This is a genomic window from Arthrobacter sp. K410C, from assembly GCF_059090105.1.
This window is the reverse complement of sequence record NZ_JBNHFJ010000001.1, coordinates 815,700-836,612: the sequence shown is the minus strand read 5'-3', so window position 1 is coordinate 836,612 and position 20,913 is coordinate 815,700. Positions and strand designations below refer to the sequence as shown.

Below are 20,913 nucleotides of genomic sequence, written 5' to 3'. Positions count from 1 at the left end.
GGAAGGGCCTAACTAAGCTGCAGGCTCGGATGAGCGCTGCCGAAGGGAACTGCCGGGAGGCGGGGAGGTAACGGCGGTGTCACCGAGCAGCAGCGTGGGCGTGGTGCCCGCCGCCACTGTCACGGCAACCGCTGTGCCCACCGGATGGCGGACGCTGTGCGGCTGCCAGGACCGCAGGGTCCGCCCGGAGGCCAGCGTCACGTAGTGCAGCACGAACGCGCCGTGGTACTCGACGGCGGACACCCGGGCCGGGGAGGCCGGATCGGGGAGCAGCGCCACCTCGTGCGGCCGCAGCACCACATCAACGTCGACATCGACGTCGGCCCAGCCGGGGACAGTTGACACCACGCCGATCTCGCAGGTCAGCAGGGCGCGGTGCACCTTGGCCGGGAGGAAATCGGCGTCGCCCATGAACGAGGCGACGAAGCGGGTGGCGGGTTGCTCGAAGACCTTTTCCGGTGTGTCCGCCTGCTCGATGACGCCGCCGCGCATCACCACCACCCGGGTTCCCACGGACAGCGCCTCGGTCTGGTCGTGGGTCACCAGGACGCCGGTGGTGCCGGCCTCCTTGAGCGTCGCCACGGTGTCCCGGCGCACCTGGGCGCGCAGGGATTCGTCCAGGCTGGAGAACGGCTCATCGAGGAGGACGACGGCGGGCCGCGGGGCAAGGGCGCGGGCCAGCGCCACGCGCTGCTGCTCGCCGCCGGAAAGCTCGTGCGGGTAGCGGTCCGCCAGGTGGGAGAGCCGGACGAGGTCCAGTACTTCGCCGGTCCGGGCCCGGCGCTCGCTGCGGCCCAGCCGGTCCAGGCCGAACTCGACGTTCCCGGCCACGGTCATGTGGGGGAACAGGGCGTAGTCCTGGAACACCAGGCCCACCCGGCGCTGCTCGGGGTAGACAAACCGGCGCTGGTCGGCAACCACGTCGCCGGCAACCCGGATGGTGCCCGCGTTCGGGCGTTCCAGGCCGGCTGCGAGCCGGAGCGTGGTCGACTTGCCGCAGCCGGACGGGCCGATTAGGGTCACCAGTTCCCCGGCCGGGATTGCCAGGTCCACGGATTCCACGCCCACGGCCGGGCCGTAGTGCTTGCTGACGCCTTCAAACACCAGCGCAGCGGGAGCCCCGCCGTCGTTCTCGGTACGCGGTGCCCGTTGCGCCCTGATACTCGCACGGATGGTCATGGGCGGGCCTTTCGGTCAATCTCAGCCCGGCGGGCCTGCCTGACAAGGACGAGGACGGGGAGGATGGCGGCCGCGACAATGACCAGCGCGGGCAGCGAGGCCTTCTCCCAGAAGTTTTCCCGCGCCAGCTCATAGACCCAGACGGAGGCCGTGGTGAAACCGAAAGGGCGCAGGAGCAGCACGATGGGCAGTTCCTTCACAGCGTCGATCGCCACCAGCATCAGGGCCACGGCAATTCCGGAGCGTGCCAGGGGGAAGTGCACGCGCGCCAGGACGCGGCGCGGGCCGGCGCCGAGGCTGAGGGCGGAGGAGGTGATGGTTGCCGGGATCTTGGTGAAGCTGGCGTCCACGGCCTGGTAGGCAGGGGCGAGGAACCGGATCACGTAGGCGTAGAGGATGCCCAGCACGGAGCCGGTCACGAGCAGTCCGGTGCCGCCGGGAACACCGGCCCGCTCCAGGGCGGTGTCCAGCGCGGCGAAGGAGATGAGCACGCCGATGCCCACCACGGCGCCGGGGACTGCGTAGCCGAACGTGGTCACCTGTGCCGCGGAGGAGGCGAAGCGTCCGCCGTTCAGGCGCACTCCGTGTCCCACCGTCATCGCCAGGACAACGCAGGCCGCGGCGGTGACCGCGGCGACCAGGAGCGTGTTGAGGATGTACTCGCCGAAACGGGGATCTGCCAGGAAGCCCGGGTTCTTGGCCGCTCCGCCGATGGCCCAGGCCAGGAGCTGGATGACGGGGATCAGGAAGCCGGTGCTGACGGCTGCCGTGCATAAGGCCGTGGCTGCCCAGCCGCGGCCGCCCTCGAGCCGCTTGGGCTGCAGGCCCTGCCCGCGGCCGCCCTGCCGGTGGTAGCGCGCCCGGCCGCGCAGTGCCCGCTCGGCAGCCAGGACCGCGACGGCGAACAGCAGGACCAGGACCGCCAGCTGCGTGGCCGCATGGAAGTTGAAGGTGCCCTTCCAGACCAGGTAGACGCCCACGGAGACGGTCTGGACGTTGAAGTACTGCACGGTGGCGAAGTCCGTCAGCGTCTCCATCATCACCAGGGACATGCCGGCGGCCAGCGACGGCCGGGCCAGCGGGAGCAGGACCCGGCGCAGCGTCCGGCCCTGCCCGGCGCCGAGGGTGCGGGCCGCGTCATAGGTGCCGGGGGAGTGCTCCAGGAGCGCCGTGCGGGCCAGCAGGTAGACGTAGGGGTAGAGGGACAGGGACATCACCAGCACGGCGCCCGGAAGGGAGCGGACTTCGGGCACCCAGATGTCCGCGCCCAGGAAGCCGCGGAGGGCCGACTGCACCGGTCCGGACACGTCGAAGACGGACAGGAATACGAAGCCCAGGATGTAGGCGGGCACGGCCAGCGGCAGGACCAGCAGCCAGACAAAGACATTGCGCAGCGGGAAACGGTAGGCGGTCACCAGCCAGGCCAGGCCGCCACCCACCAGCAGCGATCCCGCGGCCACGCCGCCCATCAGGAGCAGGGTGGTGGTCACCATGCCGGCAAGTCCGCGCGGGGGCGCGGTGCTGCCCAGGCTGCCAAGGCCGTCGAGGACCACGGCGAGTACGGGCGTGGCAACCACGGCGGCCACCAGGGCCACCAGGGCGGACCACGCCGGGCGGCCGGCACCGGCCGTCCGGCCGGGACGGCGCTTCGGCGCCCTCGACTGCGCGAGGACCGCCGTTTCGGTCATTTGTATCCGGCCTCGGCGAGCAGGTCGACTGCTTCGGCGTTGAGGTCGCCGTAGGCTTCAGCGTTCAGCGGCATCCGCTTGAACTCACCGAATCCTGCGATGACCGGTTCGGGCTTGGCCGCGGGGTTGACGGGGAACTCGTGGTTGGCGTCCACGAACGCGTTCTGTCCCTTGGTGGCGAGCCATTCGATGAGCCGCTGGGCGTCCTCGGCGTTGTCCGAACCCGCGACGAGGCCGGCGCCGGAAATGTTGACGTGGGTGCCTGCGCCCTGCTGGCTGGCCCAGTGGAGGTCCACCTTGAAGTCCGGCTTCTCCTCCAGCGTGCGGGCCAGGTAGTAGTGGTTGTTGATGCCCACGTCACAGGTTCCGGCGTCGATGGCTTCCAGCAGCAGGACGTCGTTGCTCATGATCTGCACCTCGTTGGCCACCCAGCCCTTGGCGATCTCCAGGGCCTTTTCGCGGCCGTGCAGGTCGATCAGGCTGGCCACCAGCGACTGGGTGTAGGAAGAAGTGGAATCGCGCATGCACAGCCGTCCCTTCCACTTGGGATCGGCCAGTCCGGCATAGGTGTCCGCGGCGTCGAACTCGGCGGGATCCACGGTGTCCGGGTTGTAGGTGACGGTGCGGGCCCGCATGGCCAGGCCGAACCACCGGCCCTGCGGGTCGCGGAGGTCCTCGGGGACGGCCTCGTTAAGCGCGGCGGAGTCGACGGCGGCGAGTTCGTCCTGGCGCGCGGCGTTCCACAGGTTGCCGGCGTCCACGGTCATGAACACGTCAGCCGGGCTGTCCTCGCCCTCGGCCTTGAGGCGTTCCAGGAGCTCTGCGTCGTCGCCGGTGATGAACTCCACGGAAATGCCGGTCTCGTCGGTGAACTCACCGAACGCGCCCTCAAGGTCGTAGTGGCGTGCGGAGTAGATCTGAAGATCGGCCGGCTGGCCGCCGATGATGCCGCAGCCTGTCAGGGCGGCCGCGACGGCGGCAAAGCTTGCGGTGGCTGCGATCAGGCGTCGAATGGGCACGGAGGGGGGCTCTTCTCACATGGGGGCGGGGTTCCCGCAAGGTAATTTAGCAAGGTAAGGCTATCTTAATTCGGCGTATTACCTTGAAATTATTAACTTGCGGGACCCCCGTGCTGCTTCGAGCTCCTCCCTACCGCTTACCGCCAGGCAATGTGGTAACCGCCCGGGCCCACATGGATGACGCCACCCTGGTAGTCCTGGGCCACGCTTCCGTCATTGCCTGTGGCGTATTCACCACTTGTGGGGTAGCCGAGGCGGCCCGATTCGTACCCGGTGGAGGCCCAGATGGTGCGAATGGCCCCGACGGAGATCTGGGCCCCGGTCTTCGCAGACCAGATGATGGCGCCGCCCTGGTAGTTCTGGAAGACCCCGCCATCCTTGAGGCCGCCTATATCGTCGGTGACCGGGTAGCCGAGCCTGCCGTTTTCGAAGCCCGTGGCTGCCCACCGGTCGCGGATTGCCCCAATGGAGATGTGGGCACCTGTTGTCGGCGAGTAGATGATGGCGCCTCGCTCGTAGTTCTGGAAGACCCCTCCGTCTTTAAGGCCACCAATTTCGTCGGTGACAGGATAGCCGAGCCTGCCGTTTTCGAATCCTGTGGACGCCCACTTCTCGCGGATTGCGCCGATGGAGATGTGGGCCCCTGCCGTCGGCGAGTAGATGATGCTGCCGCGCTGGTAGTTCTGGAAGGCCCCGCCGTCCTTGAGTCCGCCTACGACGTCGCTGACCGGGTAGCCCAGCGCGCCGTTCTCAAACCCTGTGGACGCCCACTTCTCACGGATTGGCCCGACAGAGATGTGGGCCCCGGTTGCCGGCGAGTAGATAATCGCGCCGCCCTGGTAGTTCTGGAAGACTCCACCGTCCTTGAGGCCGCCAATTTCGTCGGTGACCGGGTAGCCCAGCGTGCCGTTTTCGAATCCTGTGGACGCCCACTTCTCACGGATCGCGCCCAGGGTGACGTGGGCGCCTGATGCCGGCGAGTACATGATGCAGCCGCGTTCAAAACACTGATATCCGCCGTTGTCCTTGAGACCGTACACCTCCGGCGTGGTGGCTGCTCCAAGGGCGCCGTTCAGAGACTCCGCCTTGGCGGCGATGGGGGACTGCACGGGCCCGGCTGCGGCCGTGGTGAAAGTCCACGTCCTGTCAGTTGCCAACGCGTTGCCGGCGGCGTCCTTCACCCCGCTGTTGCCACCCTTGATCGTCGCCGTGTATTGAGTGCCGGCCGCCAGGTCCGCACCGGGGTTCAACGTCGCAACCCTGTCCGTGCCGTTGTACGTCACAGTGGCCGGCACCGCCGTCGTGCCTGCACGCAGCATGAACGTGCTCGACGTAACCGTCGCCGCGTCCATGCCCTCCGAGAATGTCCCCGTCACATTCGCCGTCACTGTCACGCCGGTGGCACCGGCAGCGGGAGCCGTGGCCGTCACCGTTGGAGGCGTGGTGTCAGTGCTGCCGCCGGTGCCTCCGGTGGGGTCAAAGTAGTGCCAGTACCGGCTTGTGGCATTCACATCGGCGAGCACCAGCAGGCCGCTGTTGGCAGTTCCCCAGGCCGCGCTGTTGACGTTCTGCTTGGTCGAGGTCACGTTGTGCGCATACTGGTCGGCATCCACGATGCGGGCCGTCTTCTCAGTAGTGAAGCTGATAGTGTCCAGCGGCGTGGACTTCTCGTAGATCGCTCCGCCGGAGGTGCTGCACACCCCGGCCTCCGTGGTGCCACTGGGCTTCGGGTAGGTGGCGAAGGTGCGGACCCTCTGCGCGTATTCATCGATCAGGATGATCACTCGGTTGGGACATTCCGATACCGTCGCTATGGTGTGCGCGCTCCACGTGGTGCCGTTCAATGCCAGCAGCTGGATCGACGGCTGGGACGCAGATGTATAGGACGTTTTGATGGCAGCGAAAACCCTTCCGCCGGCGGAGGCATCCAGCCATTTCAGGTAGATGTGGTCGTCACCGCTGCGCAGCCCGGACACGGCTGCAACAGGCGCGGTCCACTCTGAGGTCGCCGCTCCATCAATGTGGTAGCTCCAGTAGACGCCGTCGGTGGCATCCCCGATCTGCCGGCTCCACATCAGGCCCATCTTGTTTCCGTCGAACGCGATCAGGGCCGACGTGTCGTCCACGGAAACGTTGCCGAGCGCCGAAGGATGCGCGAACGGGGTTCCCCACGTGGCGCCGTCCGTGCCGGTGACATTGAGGTAGATCTGGTTGCCCTGCTGCCACGTGGCCCATACCCGTCCGGTCGAATCCTTGTCGATGGTCAGGAGTTCAACTTTGGAGTTGTTGATTTGCGTGGAACCCAGCAGCGTATATTTATCTGCGCCGACGTCGTAGCTGTAGCGGCGCATGTTCGTTGGAAATCCCGGCTCGGCCGGCAGCCCGTCGTTTACGAACCGGTAGCTGGCGACGTACAGGGTTTTCCCGTCCCACAGCACGTCATGATGCGTATTTGCCCGCGTTTCGGTCATCACTCCGGTACTGGCCCACGAGTTCGTCGCCGGGTCGAACCGGAAGATCTCAAAATCTGAGGTGGCAGCGTTCCACAGGTTCCCCCACCAGGTCCCGTCGTTGAACCACAGGGAACTGTTCGCGCGCTTGGTACCCGTCGGCGTTCCCGTTCCCGCATGCGAGGGACCTTCAACCCCCACATCCCCTGTTTCAGCACTCGCCGGAACGGGTGCCACCAGGACGCCGCCCAAGACCACCAGGAGCGCTGTCAGTAACGTGTAGAGCCGCAGATCGGGCCGGCGCCGGCGATGAACAGTCGGATGATCATCCCCCCGCCTTACCTGTGCCCAGGAACCCCTGGAGTGTCTGCCACGCATGTTCTTACGAAGAAATGGAAAGTTCGCCAATTTTGCTCCCGGGCCTAGGACTGACACCGCTGATTCCCGGGTTTGTTCCTCATTGCCGGAGGCACATCCGAAACATACCGGGGTTTTCCCAATCGATGTCCCTATACTGCACGCGGAAAAACGCGGGCGGTCGGGCAGGGCGCAGAAATCGCAAAGTCTTGCGCTCGCCTTGACCCTTTCTTGAGGAGCAGGGGCGACAGTATTGGCACGCCGTGTAGCAGTGTGCGGCACTGCCCGGCCAGCCGGGCTGGGGGGACAGTCAACGGGAATCATGCCGAGGTCTCAAAACGTCCGCCGGCGCCTCCCCCGGGGCGCCGGCGGATACTTTCCTTAACGGCCTTGGCCCGCCTGCGAATCCGCGGCGACCCGGCCGCCGTCGAGCATCACCACCCTGTCCGCCCGGCCGATGTCCCCGGCGTCGTGGCTCGATTCCAGCACGGTCACCCCGCGCCGCAGCTCATCCTGGACAGCCGTGCGGATCAGCCCGTGCGCCCTGCTGTCCAGCCCCGCCGTCGGCTCATCGAGGATCAGGATGGGTGACTCCTGCGCCAGCCCCTGGGCAATCAGGGTCCGCTGCCGCTGCCCGCCGGAGAGCTCCTGCAGCTGCCGGCCTGCCAGGTCCGCAATTCCCATCCGTTCCATGGCGTCGGACACCTTCTGCCGGTCAGTCCGCAGCAGGGGGAGCAGTCCGCGCCGGTGCGGCCACCGTCCCATCTCCACTGCCTGGCGGACGGTGCACGGCATGGACTCGGGCATCCTGGTGTGCTGGATGACGAACGCCGGACGGGCGGCGGCCTGCACCGTGCCCCGCCCAGGCTTGAGGACCCCGGCCGCCAGGGCCAGCAGCGTTGACTTCCCGGATCCATTCCGGCCTGTCAGGACCGTGTGGGTTCCCGGCGCGAGGGCCAGCGACACGTCCTCCAGCACCTGCCTGTCGGGGTACGCAAACCCCACTCCGCTGAGTGTCAGCGTCTGCACGGCGCCGCCTTTCTTGTTGCGAATGAGTCTCATTTAATACTGTACGATGAACCGCGATGGAATGGTTACTTGATCCCCTGAATGCCTCATTCGTGCAGCGCGCCCTCCTGGGCGGCGGCCTGGTGGCGGTGGTGTGCGCCGTCGTCGGAACCTGGGTGGTGGTGCGCGGCATGGCGTTCCTGGGCGATGCCATGTCCCACGGACTGCTGCCCGGCATTGCCATTGCGGCGCTGGTGGGCGGAAACCTGATCGTGGGCGCGGCCCTTAGCGCGGCGGCGACGGCGGCCGGTGTCTCCGCGATTACCCGGAACCGGCGCATCTCGCAGGACACCGCCATCGGCCTGCTGTTCGTCATCATGCTCTCCACCGGCGTAATCATCGTGTCTGCCTCCGGCTCCTTCGCCGTGGACCTCACCGGGACTTTGTTCGGCGACGTCCTGGCCGTCGGAACGGATGACATCCTTGTGCTCGCCGTCGTCGGCCTCGTGGTCCTGGCGCTTGCGGCCGTGTTCCACCGGGCCTTCCTGGCGGCGGCGTTCAACCCGCAGAAGGCCGCCAGCCTGGGGTTGCGTCCCCGGCTGACCCACTTCGTGCTGCTTTGCCTGGTCACCCTGGCCGTCGCCTCGTCCTTCCAGGTGGTGGGGACGCTGTTGGTGTTCGGGCTGCTCATCGCCCCGCCCGCCGCCGCGCTGGTCTGGGCCACGTCCATCAGGACCGTGATGATCCTCGGCTCCCTCATTGGCGCCGCCAGTGTTGTGGCTGGCCTCTGGATCTCCTGGTACGCATCCACTGCCGCCGGCGCCACCATCGCCCTGGTGGCCGCCCTGTCCTACTTCGTCTCCGCCCTGGCCCGCGCCGCAGTCCGCCGCAAGCCTGGCACCGGGCCTGCGCCCGCCGTCGAACCATTCCCCTCGCTAGAAATGGAACCGCTTCCCCGTGCCCCGCACCACGCCTAAACTGTCCGCCCTCCTGCTCGGCCTTCCACTGCTGCTGTCCGCGTGCGCCCCGACCGGCGCCGAACCGCAGCCGGACGAAACCGCCACCCCGCACGGCTACGTCGCCGGGGCGCAGGAAAACCCTGAGCCGCAGACCGGCCTGCTCACCTTCAACCGGGAAACGGGGGAGGGGCAGCTGCTCTCCCTGCTCACCGGGAAAACGTCCGACGCCGGCAGCCACGGCCGCATCGACGCCGCCTACCAGGACGGCCGCTACGCCCTGCTCACCACGGCGGACGGCGTGCAGGTCTTCGATACCGGGGCCTGGACCGTGGACCACGGAGACCATGTGCACTACTACAGCGCCGAACCCGGCCTGGTTGGAACCCTGGCGGTGCCGGAGGCCGGGGCAATGGCCGGAGACGGCACATCCATCACGGTCTTCTCAACATCCGGCGGCTACGCCTCCGTGTACAGGCACAAGGACCTTGACGCCGGCACCGTGGCGGAGTCTGCACGGATAACCAGCACTCCGCATGACGGCATCGTGGTGCCGTACGAAGGGCACTTCCTGGCAACTGTTGCTTCCGGTTCCGCGGCAGGCGGGGTGGAAGTCCGTGACGCGGAGGACCACACCGTGCTCGGCGCACAGGACTGCGCGGGCCTGTCGGGCTACGCCGCCACCCGTGTTGGGGTGGTGTTCGCCTGCTCTGACGGTGCCCTGCTGATCACCGAGGAAGATGGCGCCTTCGCTGTCGAGAGGATTCCATATCCCGACGGCGGCGCCGGCCATCCGCCCGCGACGAGCCTTGGGCACCGTCCGGGCTCGAACGAACTTGCCGGGCCTGCAGGGGAGGACGGGGTTTGGCACCTGGACGTGTCCAAGCGGACCTGGACCCACCTGGCCTCCCCGGTCCCGGTTGCCGCAGCCTCGGCTGTTGGTGACAGGAAGCGGGTGCTGGCGGTCGGCGCCGACGGTTCCCTCCTCACCCTGAACCCCGCCACCGGCGAGGTGGCCGCCCAGGTTCCCCTGCTTGAGGCGCCGGCCGGGAGCGCGGTCCCGCAGCTGCTCATTGACGCCTCCCGCGCCTACGTCAGCGACCCCGCCCTTTCTGTCGTCCACGAGATCGACTACGCGGACGGGCTCCGCATCGCCCGGACCTTCGAGGTGCCTGCCGCCGGCCTCGTGATGGAGACCGGGCTGTGAGGCGCGGCGTCCTGGCACGGTTTGCCAGCGCACTTGTGGTGCTTTGCCTTGCGCTCAGCGGATGTTCCGCAGTCGCCGCCCAAAGGCCCACAGTGGTGGTCACCACCAACATCCTGGGCGACATCACCCGCAACCTGGTGGGGGACCAGGCGGAAGTGGTGGTGCTGATGGAAGCCAATGCCGATCCGCACTCGTTCGGCATCTCCGCCAAGCAGGCTGCGGTAATCGAGAACGCGGACCTGATCGTCCATAACGGTGGCGGCCTGGAGGAGGGGGTCCTTAACCACGTGGAAGCAGCCACGGCTGAAGGCGTGCCGACTGTGGTGGCGATGGACGCCGTCGAACCTTTGACGTTCACGCACGGCGACGCTGATGGATCCCGCCAAGGTGGCGGCGGCGCGGAGGACCCGCATTTCTGGACCGACCCTTCCCGGGTGGCAAAGGCTGCCGAGGCAATTGCCGGCAGCGTGCTGGAGCATGTAGACGGCGTTGACGCGGAGACCGTGCACTCGCACACCGCCGCGTATGTGCAGCAGCTCCACGAGCTCGAGGCGTCCATGGAGGCCAGCTTCGCCGGCATCAGCCCCGCCAAGCGGAAGCTCATCACCAACCACCACGTCTTCGGCTACCTGGCCCAGCGGTTCGGGTTCGAGGTAATCGGCGCCGTGATTCCGAGTGGCACCACGTTGGCCTCGCCGAGTTCCGCGGACCTAAACGACCTCACCGGCAAGATCCGCTCCGCCGGCGTGGTGGCCATTTTCGCCGACTCCTCCCAGCCGGAGCGGCTGGCCCAGGTCCTTGCCGCCGAAGCGGGCCTGGACATCGCCGTGGTCCCGCTGTTCACCGAATCGCTGGGGGCCGCAGATTCCGGCGGCGTCACCTACCTGGACATGATGCGTGCAAACACCGAAAGCATCACCAAGGCACTGTCGTAAGTCCCACCCGCACCCCTGACGAAAAGGAAACTCCATGCAACATCGCATCCCGCCCGTACGCCTGCTCGCTGCACTGGCCGCCGCCGGCCTGCTGCTCACCGGCTGCGCCGGCGCCACCCCGGCCGGAAGCACAGCATCCTCCGCCTCGGCTGCCGCGACCGTTGACGCGGCCACCCCGCGGATTGTCACCACGTACGACGGCGGCGTCCAGGTCCTGGATCCCGAAACCTTCGAGGTGCTCGGCGACTTTCCCATCGAGGGCTTCAACCGGATCAACCCGGCCGGCGACGGGCGCCACGTCATCATCTCCACGGCCAAGGGCTTCGAAGTCCTGGACACCGGTGTCTGGTCCGACGGCGGCAAGCACTTCGCCCAGGACCCGGCCATGACGGACATCGAGTTCCCCACCAGCAAGCCCGGACACGTGGTCCGGCACGAGGGCAAGACCATCCTCTTCAGCGACGGCACCGGAGAGGTGACCGTCTTCGAATCCGACGATCTTGCCTCGGGGCAGCCGGAGGTTGAAACCCACCGGGCGGAAGAAGCCCACCACGGGGTCGCCGTCGAACTCTCCAACGGCGAACTGGTCCTCACGCTGGGGAACGACAAAGAACGCCCCGGCATTGTGGTACTGGACAAGGACGGCAAGGAAACCACCCGCAATGAGGACTGCCCCGGCGTCCACGGCGAAGCAACCGCGGCCGGGGAAGCTGTGGTGATCGGCTGCCAGACCGGCGTCCTCATTTACGCCGACGGCGCCATCACCAAGCTGGACAGCCCCACCGAGTACGGCCGTATCGGCAACCAGGCCGGCTCGGACGAGTCTCCGGTGACCCTGGGCGACTACAAGCAGGACAAGGACGCGGAACTGGAGCGGCCTGAGCAGATCTCGCTGATCAACACCGAATCCAAGTCCCTGACGCTGGTAGACCTGGGCACCAGCTACAGCTTCCGCTCCCTGGCCCGCGGTCCGCACGGCGAGGCCCTGGTGCTCGGCACGGACGGTGCCCTGCACGTGATCGACCCGGAAACGGCGAAGGTGACCAACAGCTTCCCGGTCATCCCGGCCTGGGAGGAGCCCTTGAAATGGCAGGAGCCTCGGCCCACGATTTTCGTCAACGGCCACACGGCCTTCATCACGGACCCGAAGACCAACAGCATCCACGCGGTGGACATCGAGTCCGGCAAGGTCACTGGAACCGGCACGCTGGAGGACACCCCGAACGAGCTGACCGGCGTCACCGGCTGACCCCTGCGACGCTCTCTCACCTTTCGCGCCTAAACCCGCCCGTGACGCCCTCTCACTTATGGCGGATTTCCCGCGGACGCCCGCTCACCTTTAATTTCAGTCTCCTGGAGCAAGGTGAGCGGGCGTTGGCCTGAAGACGCAGGCAGGGGAGCCGGCGGAGTATCACAACGCCGCAATGCTTGTCCTCTTGACCGTGAAGGCAGCAGTGCCTAGCGTCTGCAGATGTGACCATTGTGTTCGGCGGAATGGCAGCAAGCCTCGACGGGTACATCCGCTCGGCCAGCGGGAACCTGTCGTGGCTGAATGACGCCATGTCGAAGACTGAGGACTATGGTTTCGCGGCCACGGAGCAGCGCACGGGCGCCTACGTCATGGGCGCCAACACTTACCGTGAGGTGGCCGGCATGGGCGTGGGGGGCTCCGCCGTCCCCACCTACGTGGTCACGCATGACGAAACCCTTGCCACACCCAAGAACACACACCTGTTCAGTGGCGACCCGGGCGACCTGGTGGCCCGGCTGAAGGCCACGCTTCCGGCAGACAAGGATATTTGTGTCTATGGCGGCGGCCAGCTCGTAACGGAGTTCATCGAGGCCGGGCTGCTGGATGAGCTGGGGATTGCGGTCATCCCGGTCATCCTGGGTGGCGGCGTCCCGTTCTTCGGCAGCCTCGGCCAATGGACAAGGCTGGAACTGGCGGAGTGCCGGCCCTATCCCTCGGGCATCGTGCTGCTGAACTACCGCCTCCGGGCCGGCGCCGCCTGAGGGTAGGGGCGCGCATATGGAGCGGGCGTCCGTACGGGAGGCGCCACAAGTGAGCGGGCGTCCGTCCAGGAGGCGCCACAAGTGAGCGGGCGTATCCAGAAGGCAGGTCAGGCGCAGCCGGCGCAGCAGGCCTCGCCCCGCCACGCGTTGATGCCCTCCCGGGCGGCGATGCCCGCGATGGCCAGGGCCGCTACGGAATCGGTCCACCACCAGCCGAGCGTGCTGTTCAGGACCAGGCCCACCAAGAGGACGGCCGAGAGATAGGTGCACAGCAGTGTCTGCTTGGAGTCGGCAACAGCCGTCCTGGATCCCAGTTCGCGGCCGGCCCGGCGCTGCAGCCAGGACAGCACCGGCATCACGGCCAGGCTCAATGCGGCGATGATGAGTCCCGGCGTCGAATGCTCAGCTGGTTCGTTGCTGAGCAGGGCTCGGACGGCGTCGAAGGAGACGAACGCGGCGAGGGCAAAGAAGGACAGCGCGATGATCCGCAGGGTCAGGTGCTCACGGCGCTCCGGGTCCTTCGAGGCGAACTGCCAGGAAAGTGCGACGGCGGACGCCACCTCGATCACGGAATCCAGCCCAAACCCGATCAGCGCCGCAGAGCCTGCGATGCCGCCGGCCCACAGCGCAACGGAGGCCTCAATGATGTTGTAGGTGATGGTGGCTGCCGCGAGGAACCGGATGCGCCGGGTGAGGACCGCGCGCCGGGCGGGCGCCGGTGACAGCTGGAGGCCGCTCATGACGTGCACGTCCCGTCCGGGGCGCAGCAGGCTGGATCAACAGCCAGCACCACGCCCAGCAGGTCGCGGATGGCGTGGCCCAGACGGCCGTCTGCCAGTTCGTACCTGGTCCTTCGCCCGTCCGGGACCGCCACCACCAGGCCGCAGCCGCGCAGGCAGGTCAGGTGGTTGGACATGCTCTGGCGGGACACGCCCAGTGACTCGGCGAGGTCGGAAGGGTAGGCGGGGCCGTCGGCCAGGGCCAACAGGATCCGGGCCCGGGTGGGGTCGGACACCGCGTACCCGAAGCGCGCCAGGACCGGTGCATGCGTCAGCGTTTCCATGCCAGCGAATGTACAGCGAGGGATGTATTCAGGTCCAGCTGTATTCAGCACGAGAGCCACAACCTTCAACAATTGTGAGTTTCACTTTCTCCCGCCGCTACTATCTGAGGTAGGAAATCACCCTGCTTACTAACCCTGGGGGCCGGTACGGATGGTCACAGCAGCAACCGAGGCAGCGTCGCAGCTGATCCGCCGGAACAACATCACAGTCTCCGGGCGCGCAGACGGGCCCGTCATGATGTTCGCCCACGGCTACGGCTGCGACCAGGACATGTGGCGGCGGCTGCTGCCCTACTTCGCCGATGACTACCGCCTGGTGCTCTTCGACCATGTGGGAGCGGGCCGCTCCGATGTGGACGCCTATGATCGCGACAAATACGGGACCCTGGACGGCTATGCCGAAGACCTGCTGGAAATCTGCGCCGCCCTGGACCTGCAGGACGTCATCCTGGTGGCCCACAGTGTGAGCGCCATGATCGCGCTGATCGCCGCCGTCCGGGAACCGGACAGGTTCTCCCGGCTGGTCCTGGTTGCCCCGTCGCCCCGCTACACGAACGACGCCGCCGACGGGTACGTGGGCGGGTTTTCCGAGGAGGACATCGAGGGCCTGCTCGCCTCGCTGGACAGCAACTACGTTGCCTGGGCCGAAGCCCTCGCGCCGATGGCCATGGGCAACCCGGACGCCCCGGAGCTTGCGGAGGAACTCCGGAGCAGCTTCTGCCGCACCAACCCTTCAATCGCGCGGCATTTCGCCCGGGTCACCTTCCTCTCCGACAGCCGGCCGGTGCTGGACAAGGCCGGCTCCGAGTGCCTGATCCTGCAATGTTCCGATGACCTGCTCGCACCGCAGGAGGTGGGCGCCTACGTGCACCGGCACCTGGGGCAGAGCACACTGGTGCAACTGACGGCAACCGGCCACTGCCCGCATGTCAGTGCTCCCGAGGACACGGCCCGCGCCATCCTGAGATACCTTGAGTCCCGCCCGTGACGGACGCCCCAGGCCCGCCCGCGGGCCACGACAAAACGCCGGACGACTTTGAGGCGCTGTTCCACCAGGCGCCGTGCGGATACCTGGTAACGGACGACGGCGGCAGCATCACCGCGGTCAACGACACCTTTGTGCGGTGGACCGGTTTCGCCCGTCCCGACCTTCTCGGCCGCAGGCTGCAGGACCTCATGCCCGTGGGTGACCAGATTCTCTACTCAACCCACTGCATACCGCAGCTGGGCATCAACGGCTCAGTGTCGGAGATAGCGGTGGAGATCATCGACGCCGGCGGCGAACGCCGCGCCGCGCTGCTCTCGGCACAGCGGATTCCCGGCTCCGGGCAGGAACCCGCCAGTGTCCGCGTCATCATCTTCAGCGCCCATGAACGCAGGATGTTCGAAAAGGAACTGGTCGCCGCCCTCCGGGCCGCAGAGGAATCCGAGGCCAGACGGGGACAGGCGGAGAAGGAACTGCAGCGGCTCGCCCTGCACGACTCCCTGACCGGACTTCCCAACCGCGCAGGGCTGAGAATGGCGCTCGAGCCTTTCCTGGACGGCAGGGGCAAGGCGACGCTGGCCGTCCTGTTTTTGGACCTGGACCACTTCAAAGCCGTCAACGACAGCCTGGGGCACTCGGCGGGGGATGAGCTGCTGATGGCCGTGGCGGAGCGGCTGCGGGCCGCGGTTTCGGGAACGGGCACCATTGCCCGGCTCTCCGGTGACGAATTCCTGGTGGTGCGGACCGCCGTCGAGACCCCGGAGGCCGTGGCACTGGCCGCCGGCCTGCTGGATGTCCTTCGGGCGCCGATGCAGATTGAGGGCCTGGAAATCGTAACGTCCGCGAGCATCGGGATTGCGGTGGCGGACAACACGGATGAAACGCTGGAAGACTTGATCCGCCGCGCGGACATCGCCATGTACCGGGCCAAGGAGCGGGGGCGCGGCCGGTGGGAGTTGCACGAGCCCGCCGAAACGGATCCCACCGTGGACCGGCTCCGCGCACTGGGTGAACTGCGCCGGGGCATCAGGGACGGCGCCCTCCGGGTGCACTACCAGCCCCAAATTGACCTGCGGACCGGCGCCGCCAGCGGCGTGGAGGCCCTGGTCCGGTGGCAGCACCCCACGCGCGGGCTGCTGCCGCCGTCGGAATTCATCACCATGGCCGAGGAATCAGGGCTGGTGCGCCCCCTGGGTGCCTGGGTGCTGAACGAGACGCTGAAGCAGGCTGCAGCCTTGCGGCAGGACCCCCGGAACGCGGACCTGGAATTCGCCGTCAACCTTTCCGCCCGGCAGCTCAATGATCCCGAACTGGTGGATGAAGTGAAGGGCGCCCTTCAGCTCTGGACGTTGGATCCGGCGCTCCTGCAGCTGGAAATTACGGAAACGGCTCTGATGTCCGATCCGGCCGCCGCGCTTGAGTCGCTGACCGCCCTGAAGAACCTGGGTGTCGGCCTGGCTGTTGACGACTTTGGTACGGGCTATTCAAGCCTGACGTACCTGAAGAAGTTCCCCATCAACGAACTGAAGATCGACATGTCCTTCATCGCGGGACTCGGATCGGACTCCGGTGACTCCGCCATCGTGGGCAGCTGCATCGACCTGGCCCACGCTGTGGGCATCCGTGCCGTTGCCGAAGGCGTGGAGACGTCCGGGCAGGAGCAGGCGCTGAGGGCCATGGGCTGTGACCTTGCGCAGGGGTATCTGTTCGCCCGCCCGCTGCCGGCCCCGCTCCTGGAGGAATGGCTGCAAGCCAACCGGGGCGGCCGGCCGGTCAGTGCCTGATCATCCCTTCTGATCTCGGGCGGCCGGACATCAGGAGGGAAAAGTAAAGTTTTCACTATTTCGCCCTGCCCGGCACGGCTACCCGGATAGGCGGGTACAACCGTGGTGGAGGGCAGGGCGAAAGACTGTAAATCGAAGGTTGAGGTGGCAGGCTCTGGGGCCCCGTACTGGGCGCTGGGAGTTGCCTTGGCGGTGGCCTATGCGGCCATTGCGGCTGCCGGAACGGCGGCCTTCCTGCGCGGCGCCAGCACGCTGATGGTGCACGGTGCCTGCTGCGGATCGATCAGGGTTGGAAGATGATGCGTCTCCGATGAGGTCCGGAGCATCTCAAGCGCCGCGTCATCAACACGGGCATGTGAGATATCCAGTTCCAGATCCAGGCCTTCCCGAAGGGAATTGGCCCGCTTTGCCACTACATAAAGGGCGTTGACGCTATGGACGGTGATATGCCCCTTTGCAATCACCTTGGCTCGTGCTTGGTCGAGATCGATACGGACAACAATGTTGAGCTTTGAGTTCAAAATGTAAAGCCTTCCCCGGCATTGGCTGCGACGCTGCAGCTTCTTGCTATGGCCGTTTGCATCAGCCTCATCCAGAGTAGGGGCAGAATGTGACGCACGCAACATGAGGATGTTTATTACATCGACTGTTGTTTCATGACGCAGAGTTCCGCCGGTGGCGCCGCGCCAGCTTCGAAGCTTCCTTCCCGCCGGGTGCAGGTCCATCATTAGCCCATGGGCAAGCGCGCAAGCGACGGCCTGGGGGACGCGAACACGGATAGCAGCGGCGGTGCCGGCGAACATGCCCGGACCCGCCCGGACCACGCGGTGGTGTTTGTCCACGGCATGGGCCGGGCCCTGAAAGGCGGGACGCTGCAGGAGTGGGCTCAGCCGCTGATGCTCAGCCTCCATGATCTTTCCCTGGACATGGCGCCGAACGCCCCGCACCCGCACCTGGTGATCACCAAAGCCAACGCAGTGGGCGATGCACCCGAGGTATGGGTGAAGGTGCTGCGCGGCTATGCCGGCGCAAAGCCGGACTACCTTACGGTGCTCATGACCGAGGCGTCCTGGGGCAGGGACTTCGAACCGGCGTCGGCCGCGTCCACGTACTCCTGGGCCCTGCGCACCGCACTGCGGGTGTACAAAAGGTCCCTGCAGCTGATCAGGTGGAACCTTCATCCGGGCCGGCGGCGGGCCAGCCTCGCATGGCTGGGTGCCCGGCTGCGGCAGGCGATCCTGACCTTCCTGGCGGCGTGTGCCGGGTTCTTCATCCTGCTGGCCGTGCTGGTGGTGCTGCTGCTGACCATTGTCCTGGCCTGGATTCCCGGGCCGGGCCGGTGGATCGGCAAGATCGTCTCCCTGTTCGCCGAATTCCTGGGCGATCCCCAGGTGTGGAAGCGCAAGCCCCTGCAGGCGGCCGCGATGCGGCAGCGGGTGGTGGACACGCTGCAGCGCTGGGACCACGACGGCGGGACGCAGGTGACGGTGGTGGCGCACAGCCAGGGTGCCGCGATCACCGGGCAGGTCCTGTTCCAGAACCAGGCGCGGGCCACAAACTTCGTCAGTGTGGGCAGCGGGCTCGACCTGCTGGGGTACGCCCAGTGGGGCGGTGGAACGGGGGAGGACCCAGTGACCGACTGGCTGGCGAACCCGGACCGGCCCCGGTGGATCAATGTGTGGGGCAAGTTCGACTTCGTGCCGGCAGGCCCCATTTCAACCCACGCCAACGGCAGACTGCCCGTCTTCGGCAAGATCTATGCCCGGGACACCGCGGGCGACGGCGGCCCCGGCCCGGAGGAGCATCCGGTCTATAACCGGTCCGCCCTGATCTATGACCACATCGTCTACTCCAGCAACAGGGTGGAGGTGCTGGATCCGCTGGCACGGCTGATCCTGGACCCGCCCTCCGACCCTCACGGTCTTGCCCTGCGGGGGCTCGACGGCGACCGGCGCCTCCGTCCGCACCGCGTCATGGTCAAGAGCCTGGGCGTGACGCGGCTTCTCTCGGTACTCACCGCAGGGCTCAGCGCCCCGGCGGCCCTGGCCTGGCTGGGCTCCCAGGGGTGGGCGCGGAACCTGGTGCAATGCGGCCCGCCCGGGGCCGGCCAGGACCCATGGTGGTCCTCCTGGCTGTGTTCCGGCCCTTCCTACCACTGGGGGCACTGGCAGAGCTGGGGCGTGCTGGCGGTGACCACGGCCGTGTTCGCCGGTGTACTGGTGGGACTCCTGAACGGGCCGGCGTGGGGAGTGCTGCACAACCGGCTTCAGCGCAGGCGGAAACCGTCCGTCCGGCAATCAAGCGACCCCGCGCGCAACCGGCCGGCAAACCCATGGTGGTACGTCGCCTGGTACCTGCTGATTGTGACCGTGGTGGCGGTGGCGGTGCCGTTCATGCTCGCCTGGCCGGACCTGCCGTGGGTCCTGGTGGTGGTGCTGGTTGTCGCACTCTGGGCGCTGTGCTTCACCCGCACCAGCATCAGCGGGCTGCCGGCACGGACATCAGATTTTCGGGCCCAGGGTTCCCCGACCGCGGGTTTACGGCAGGGTCAGCCGACTACCTCGGGAAGCCTGCCGCTTAACTCCGCCACCGGCGCTGAAGACCAGCGCTCGCGTTCGGGCTCGTAGGAGATCACCACGGAGGCGTCGCTGGCGCGGGCCTCGTCCATGGCGAGCAGCAGGGCGTCCTCCATGCGGCGGGCGTACTCCAGCCGCTCAGCCAGGCTGCCCTGAAGTTCGGCGTCGTCGATCAGGACGTGGCCTTTCCCGTCCACGATGACTTTCAGGGAGTACCCCTGGTCCTCGTGGAGTGATCCCCGGGTGGATGAAATTTCGGTGACTCTTGCTGCCCGGACCAGCCCGTTGCCGAGCGTTCGGATCCACACTTCACCCATCAGATGACCTCCCCTTGGCTATGGGCGCGGATCAGCGCCCCATAAGGCGAACGCTACTCCTGTGCAGGCCGTTTGTGACCCCCGAATTTTGGTGGATGTGGGGGAACGGCAGCGGGGAAATTCGCACAGCGGCGCCGCCATAGGATGAATCCGATGACTTCCCCGGACGACCCCCAGCCCTTCAGCCTTCGCAGCATTGCGGTTGCCGCTTTTGGGCCCACGCTCCTCTTCGGGATCGGGCAGGGGGCCATCCTTCCGGTGGTGGCGTTGACGGCCCGGGACCTCGGCGCATCCGTTGCCATCGCAGCCCTGATTGTCACCCTGATGGGGCTCGGTTCGTGGCTTTTCAACCTGCCCGCCTCCCTGGTGACCCTCAAATTCGGTGAGCGATGGTCCATCGTGGGTGCCGCCGTCGCCGCCGCCGCGGCAATGGCCGCAGGCGGGTTGTCCTACGTGGTGCCCAGCGGGCTGTGGCTGCTCGCGGCGGCGATGGCCGTCGTCGGCATGACCGGCAGCGTCTTTGGCCTGGCACGGCAGAAGTACCTCACCGAGGCGGTGCCGGTGGAATTCCGCGCGCGGGCGCTGTCCACCCTGGGCGGGGTCAACCGGATCGGTGTGTTCATAGGCCCGTTCCTGGGCGCAGCCGTGATGCAGTTCGCCGGCATCGGCGGCGCGTACTGGGTGGGCGTGGTGGCGATGGCGGCCGCGGCGCTGCTGTCCCTCACCATCCCGGACCTGGCCGCGGCGGAAACGCACGACGGCGCGACGGCCGGTCCCCAGCCCACGCTCCGCAGCATGGCGGTATCCCACGCGGGGGTCTTCCTTTCGCTGGGCGTGGGCATCCTGCTGCTGAGCGCGCTGCGTTCCTCCCGGCAGGTGGTGATCCCGCTGTGGGCGGACCACCTGGGCATGGACGCCACCTCCGCTTCCTTGATCTACGGGCTGTCCGGGGCCATCGACATGCTGGTGTTCTACCCGGCAGGCAAGCTCATGGACCGCAGGGGCCGGCAGTTCGTAGCCGTCCCGTCAACCCTGCTCATGGGCATGGCGCTGCTGCTGATTCCGCTCACCGGATCCTTCGTGGGGCTGCTGCTCGCGGCGCTGCTGATCGGTTTCGGCAACGGCATCAGCTCCGGACTGGTGATGACCCTTGGCGCCGACTTCTCACCCGACCGCGGCAGGGGCCAGTTCCTGGGGTTGTGGCGATTCATGGCTGACGCCGGCTCCACCGGCGGGCCAGTGCTCCTGTCCGGGGTGACGGCCCTGGCCTCGCTGGGCGCCGGAATCTCGGCCACGGGCATCCTGGGGTTCGCGGCGGCAGCCGTGTTCGCCGTCGTGATTCCCCGCCTGAAGCACCGCCGCAACTACTGACTTGC

At 67.2% G+C, this 20,913-nt stretch carries 18 protein-coding genes; 9 read left to right on the top strand and 9 right to left on the bottom strand.

Annotated features, from left to right (window positions below; genetic code table 11):
* Positions 1–12 precede the first annotated feature (12 nt).
* The 5 genes from AC5RU7_RS03960 to aztA form a co-directional block, all read right to left on the bottom strand.
* A complete protein-coding gene (locus tag AC5RU7_RS03960) occupies positions 13–1,179 on the bottom strand; it encodes an ABC transporter ATP-binding protein (RefSeq protein WP_494051149.1) in 1,167 nt (388 codons plus the stop codon).
* Positions 1,176–2,867 (bottom strand): ABC transporter permease, encoded by a 1,692-nt coding sequence (locus tag AC5RU7_RS03955; protein ID WP_494051148.1) that lies wholly within the window; start codon positions 2,865–2,867, stop codon positions 1,176–1,178. The genes AC5RU7_RS03960 and AC5RU7_RS03955 overlap by 4 nt, the downstream gene beginning before the upstream one ends.
* On the bottom strand, positions 2,864–3,886 hold the full coding sequence (locus AC5RU7_RS03950; protein ID WP_494051147.1) for an extracellular solute-binding protein: 1,023 nt from the start codon (positions 3,884–3,886) through the stop codon (positions 2,864–2,866). The genes AC5RU7_RS03955 and AC5RU7_RS03950 overlap by 4 nt, the downstream gene beginning before the upstream one ends.
* 137 nt (positions 3,887–4,023) lie before the next feature.
* A complete protein-coding gene (locus AC5RU7_RS03945; RefSeq protein ID WP_494051146.1) occupies positions 4,024–6,594 on the bottom strand; it encodes an Ig-like domain-containing protein in 2,571 nt (856 codons plus the stop codon).
* Between the two features lie 480 nt (positions 6,595–7,074).
* A complete protein-coding gene (gene aztA / locus AC5RU7_RS03940; protein WP_494051145.1) occupies positions 7,075–7,755 on the bottom strand; it encodes a zinc ABC transporter ATP-binding protein AztA in 681 nt (226 codons plus the stop codon).
* A 23-nt stretch (positions 7,756–7,778) separates the two neighbouring features.
* Here aztA and aztB point away from each other — a divergent pair, with 23 nt between their 5' ends.
* From aztB to AC5RU7_RS03915, 5 genes are all read left to right on the top strand, one after another.
* Complete coding sequence (gene aztB / locus AC5RU7_RS03935) at positions 7,779–8,678, top strand: zinc ABC transporter permease AztB (RefSeq protein ID WP_494051144.1); 900 nt, start codon at positions 7,779–7,781, stop codon at positions 8,676–8,678.
* Positions 8,659–9,864, top strand: coding sequence for a YncE family protein (locus AC5RU7_RS03930; protein WP_494051143.1), 1,206 nt, complete (start codon positions 8,659–8,661; stop codon positions 9,862–9,864). The genes aztB and AC5RU7_RS03930 overlap by 20 nt, the downstream gene beginning before the upstream one ends.
* Entirely contained in the window at positions 9,861–10,799 is a 939-nt protein-coding gene (aztC, locus tag AC5RU7_RS03925; RefSeq protein ID WP_494051142.1) for a zinc ABC transporter substrate-binding protein AztC, read from the top strand. Before AC5RU7_RS03930 ends, aztC begins: the two co-directional genes overlap by 4 nt.
* Before the next feature lie 34 nt (positions 10,800–10,833).
* Complete coding sequence (gene aztD / locus AC5RU7_RS03920) at positions 10,834–12,048, top strand: zinc metallochaperone AztD (RefSeq protein ID WP_494051141.1); 1,215 nt, start codon at positions 10,834–10,836, stop codon at positions 12,046–12,048.
* A 224-nt stretch (positions 12,049–12,272) separates the two neighbouring features.
* On the top strand, positions 12,273–12,812 hold the full coding sequence (locus tag AC5RU7_RS03915) for a dihydrofolate reductase family protein (protein ID WP_494051140.1): 540 nt from the start codon (positions 12,273–12,275) through the stop codon (positions 12,810–12,812).
* 107 nt (positions 12,813–12,919) lie between these two features.
* On the opposite strand, the gene AC5RU7_RS03910 is transcribed toward AC5RU7_RS03915, so the two are convergent.
* Together AC5RU7_RS03910 and AC5RU7_RS03905 are read right to left on the bottom strand one after the other, a co-directional pair.
* Complete coding sequence (locus AC5RU7_RS03910; protein WP_494051139.1) at positions 12,920–13,552, bottom strand: cation diffusion facilitator family transporter; 633 nt, start codon at positions 13,550–13,552, stop codon at positions 12,920–12,922.
* Positions 13,549–13,875 (bottom strand): ArsR/SmtB family transcription factor, encoded by a 327-nt coding sequence (locus AC5RU7_RS03905; protein WP_494051138.1) that lies wholly within the window; start codon positions 13,873–13,875, stop codon positions 13,549–13,551. Before AC5RU7_RS03905 ends, AC5RU7_RS03910 begins: the two co-directional genes overlap by 4 nt.
* A 151-nt stretch (positions 13,876–14,026) precedes the next feature.
* Between AC5RU7_RS03905 and AC5RU7_RS03900 the strand changes: the two genes are divergently transcribed.
* Together AC5RU7_RS03900 and AC5RU7_RS03895 are read left to right on the top strand one after the other, a co-directional pair.
* On the top strand, positions 14,027–14,863 hold the full coding sequence (locus tag AC5RU7_RS03900; RefSeq protein WP_494051137.1) for an alpha/beta fold hydrolase: 837 nt from the start codon (positions 14,027–14,029) through the stop codon (positions 14,861–14,863).
* On the top strand, positions 14,860–16,644 hold the full coding sequence (locus tag AC5RU7_RS03895; protein WP_494051136.1) for an EAL domain-containing protein: 1,785 nt from the start codon (positions 14,860–14,862) through the stop codon (positions 16,642–16,644). Before AC5RU7_RS03900 ends, AC5RU7_RS03895 begins: the two co-directional genes overlap by 4 nt.
* Before the next feature lie 197 nt (positions 16,645–16,841).
* On the opposite strand, the gene AC5RU7_RS03890 is transcribed toward AC5RU7_RS03895, so the two are convergent.
* Positions 16,842–17,372: a hypothetical protein gene (locus AC5RU7_RS03890; protein WP_494051135.1), complete on the bottom strand. Its 531-nt coding sequence runs from the start codon at positions 17,370–17,372 to the stop codon at positions 16,842–16,844.
* Between the two features lie 6 nt (positions 17,373–17,378).
* Here AC5RU7_RS03890 and AC5RU7_RS03885 point away from each other — a divergent pair, with 6 nt between their 5' ends.
* Positions 17,379–19,271 carry a hypothetical protein gene (locus tag AC5RU7_RS03885; protein WP_494051134.1) on the top strand — a complete coding sequence of 631 codons (1,893 nt, stop codon included), beginning with the start codon at positions 17,379–17,381 and terminating at the stop codon, positions 19,269–19,271.
* On the opposite strand, the gene AC5RU7_RS03880 is transcribed toward AC5RU7_RS03885, so the two are convergent.
* Positions 19,193–19,537: a thioredoxin domain-containing protein gene (locus AC5RU7_RS03880; RefSeq protein ID WP_494051133.1), complete on the bottom strand. Its 345-nt coding sequence runs from the start codon at positions 19,535–19,537 to the stop codon at positions 19,193–19,195. The genes AC5RU7_RS03885 and AC5RU7_RS03880 overlap by 79 nt on opposite strands.
* 153 nt (positions 19,538–19,690) lie before the next feature.
* On the opposite strand from AC5RU7_RS03880, the gene AC5RU7_RS03875 reads away from it, so the two are divergent.
* Positions 19,691–20,908: an MFS transporter gene (locus AC5RU7_RS03875; protein ID WP_494051132.1), complete on the top strand. Its 1,218-nt coding sequence runs from the start codon at positions 19,691–19,693 to the stop codon at positions 20,906–20,908.
* The last annotated feature ends 5 nt before the right edge of the window (positions 20,909–20,913 follow it).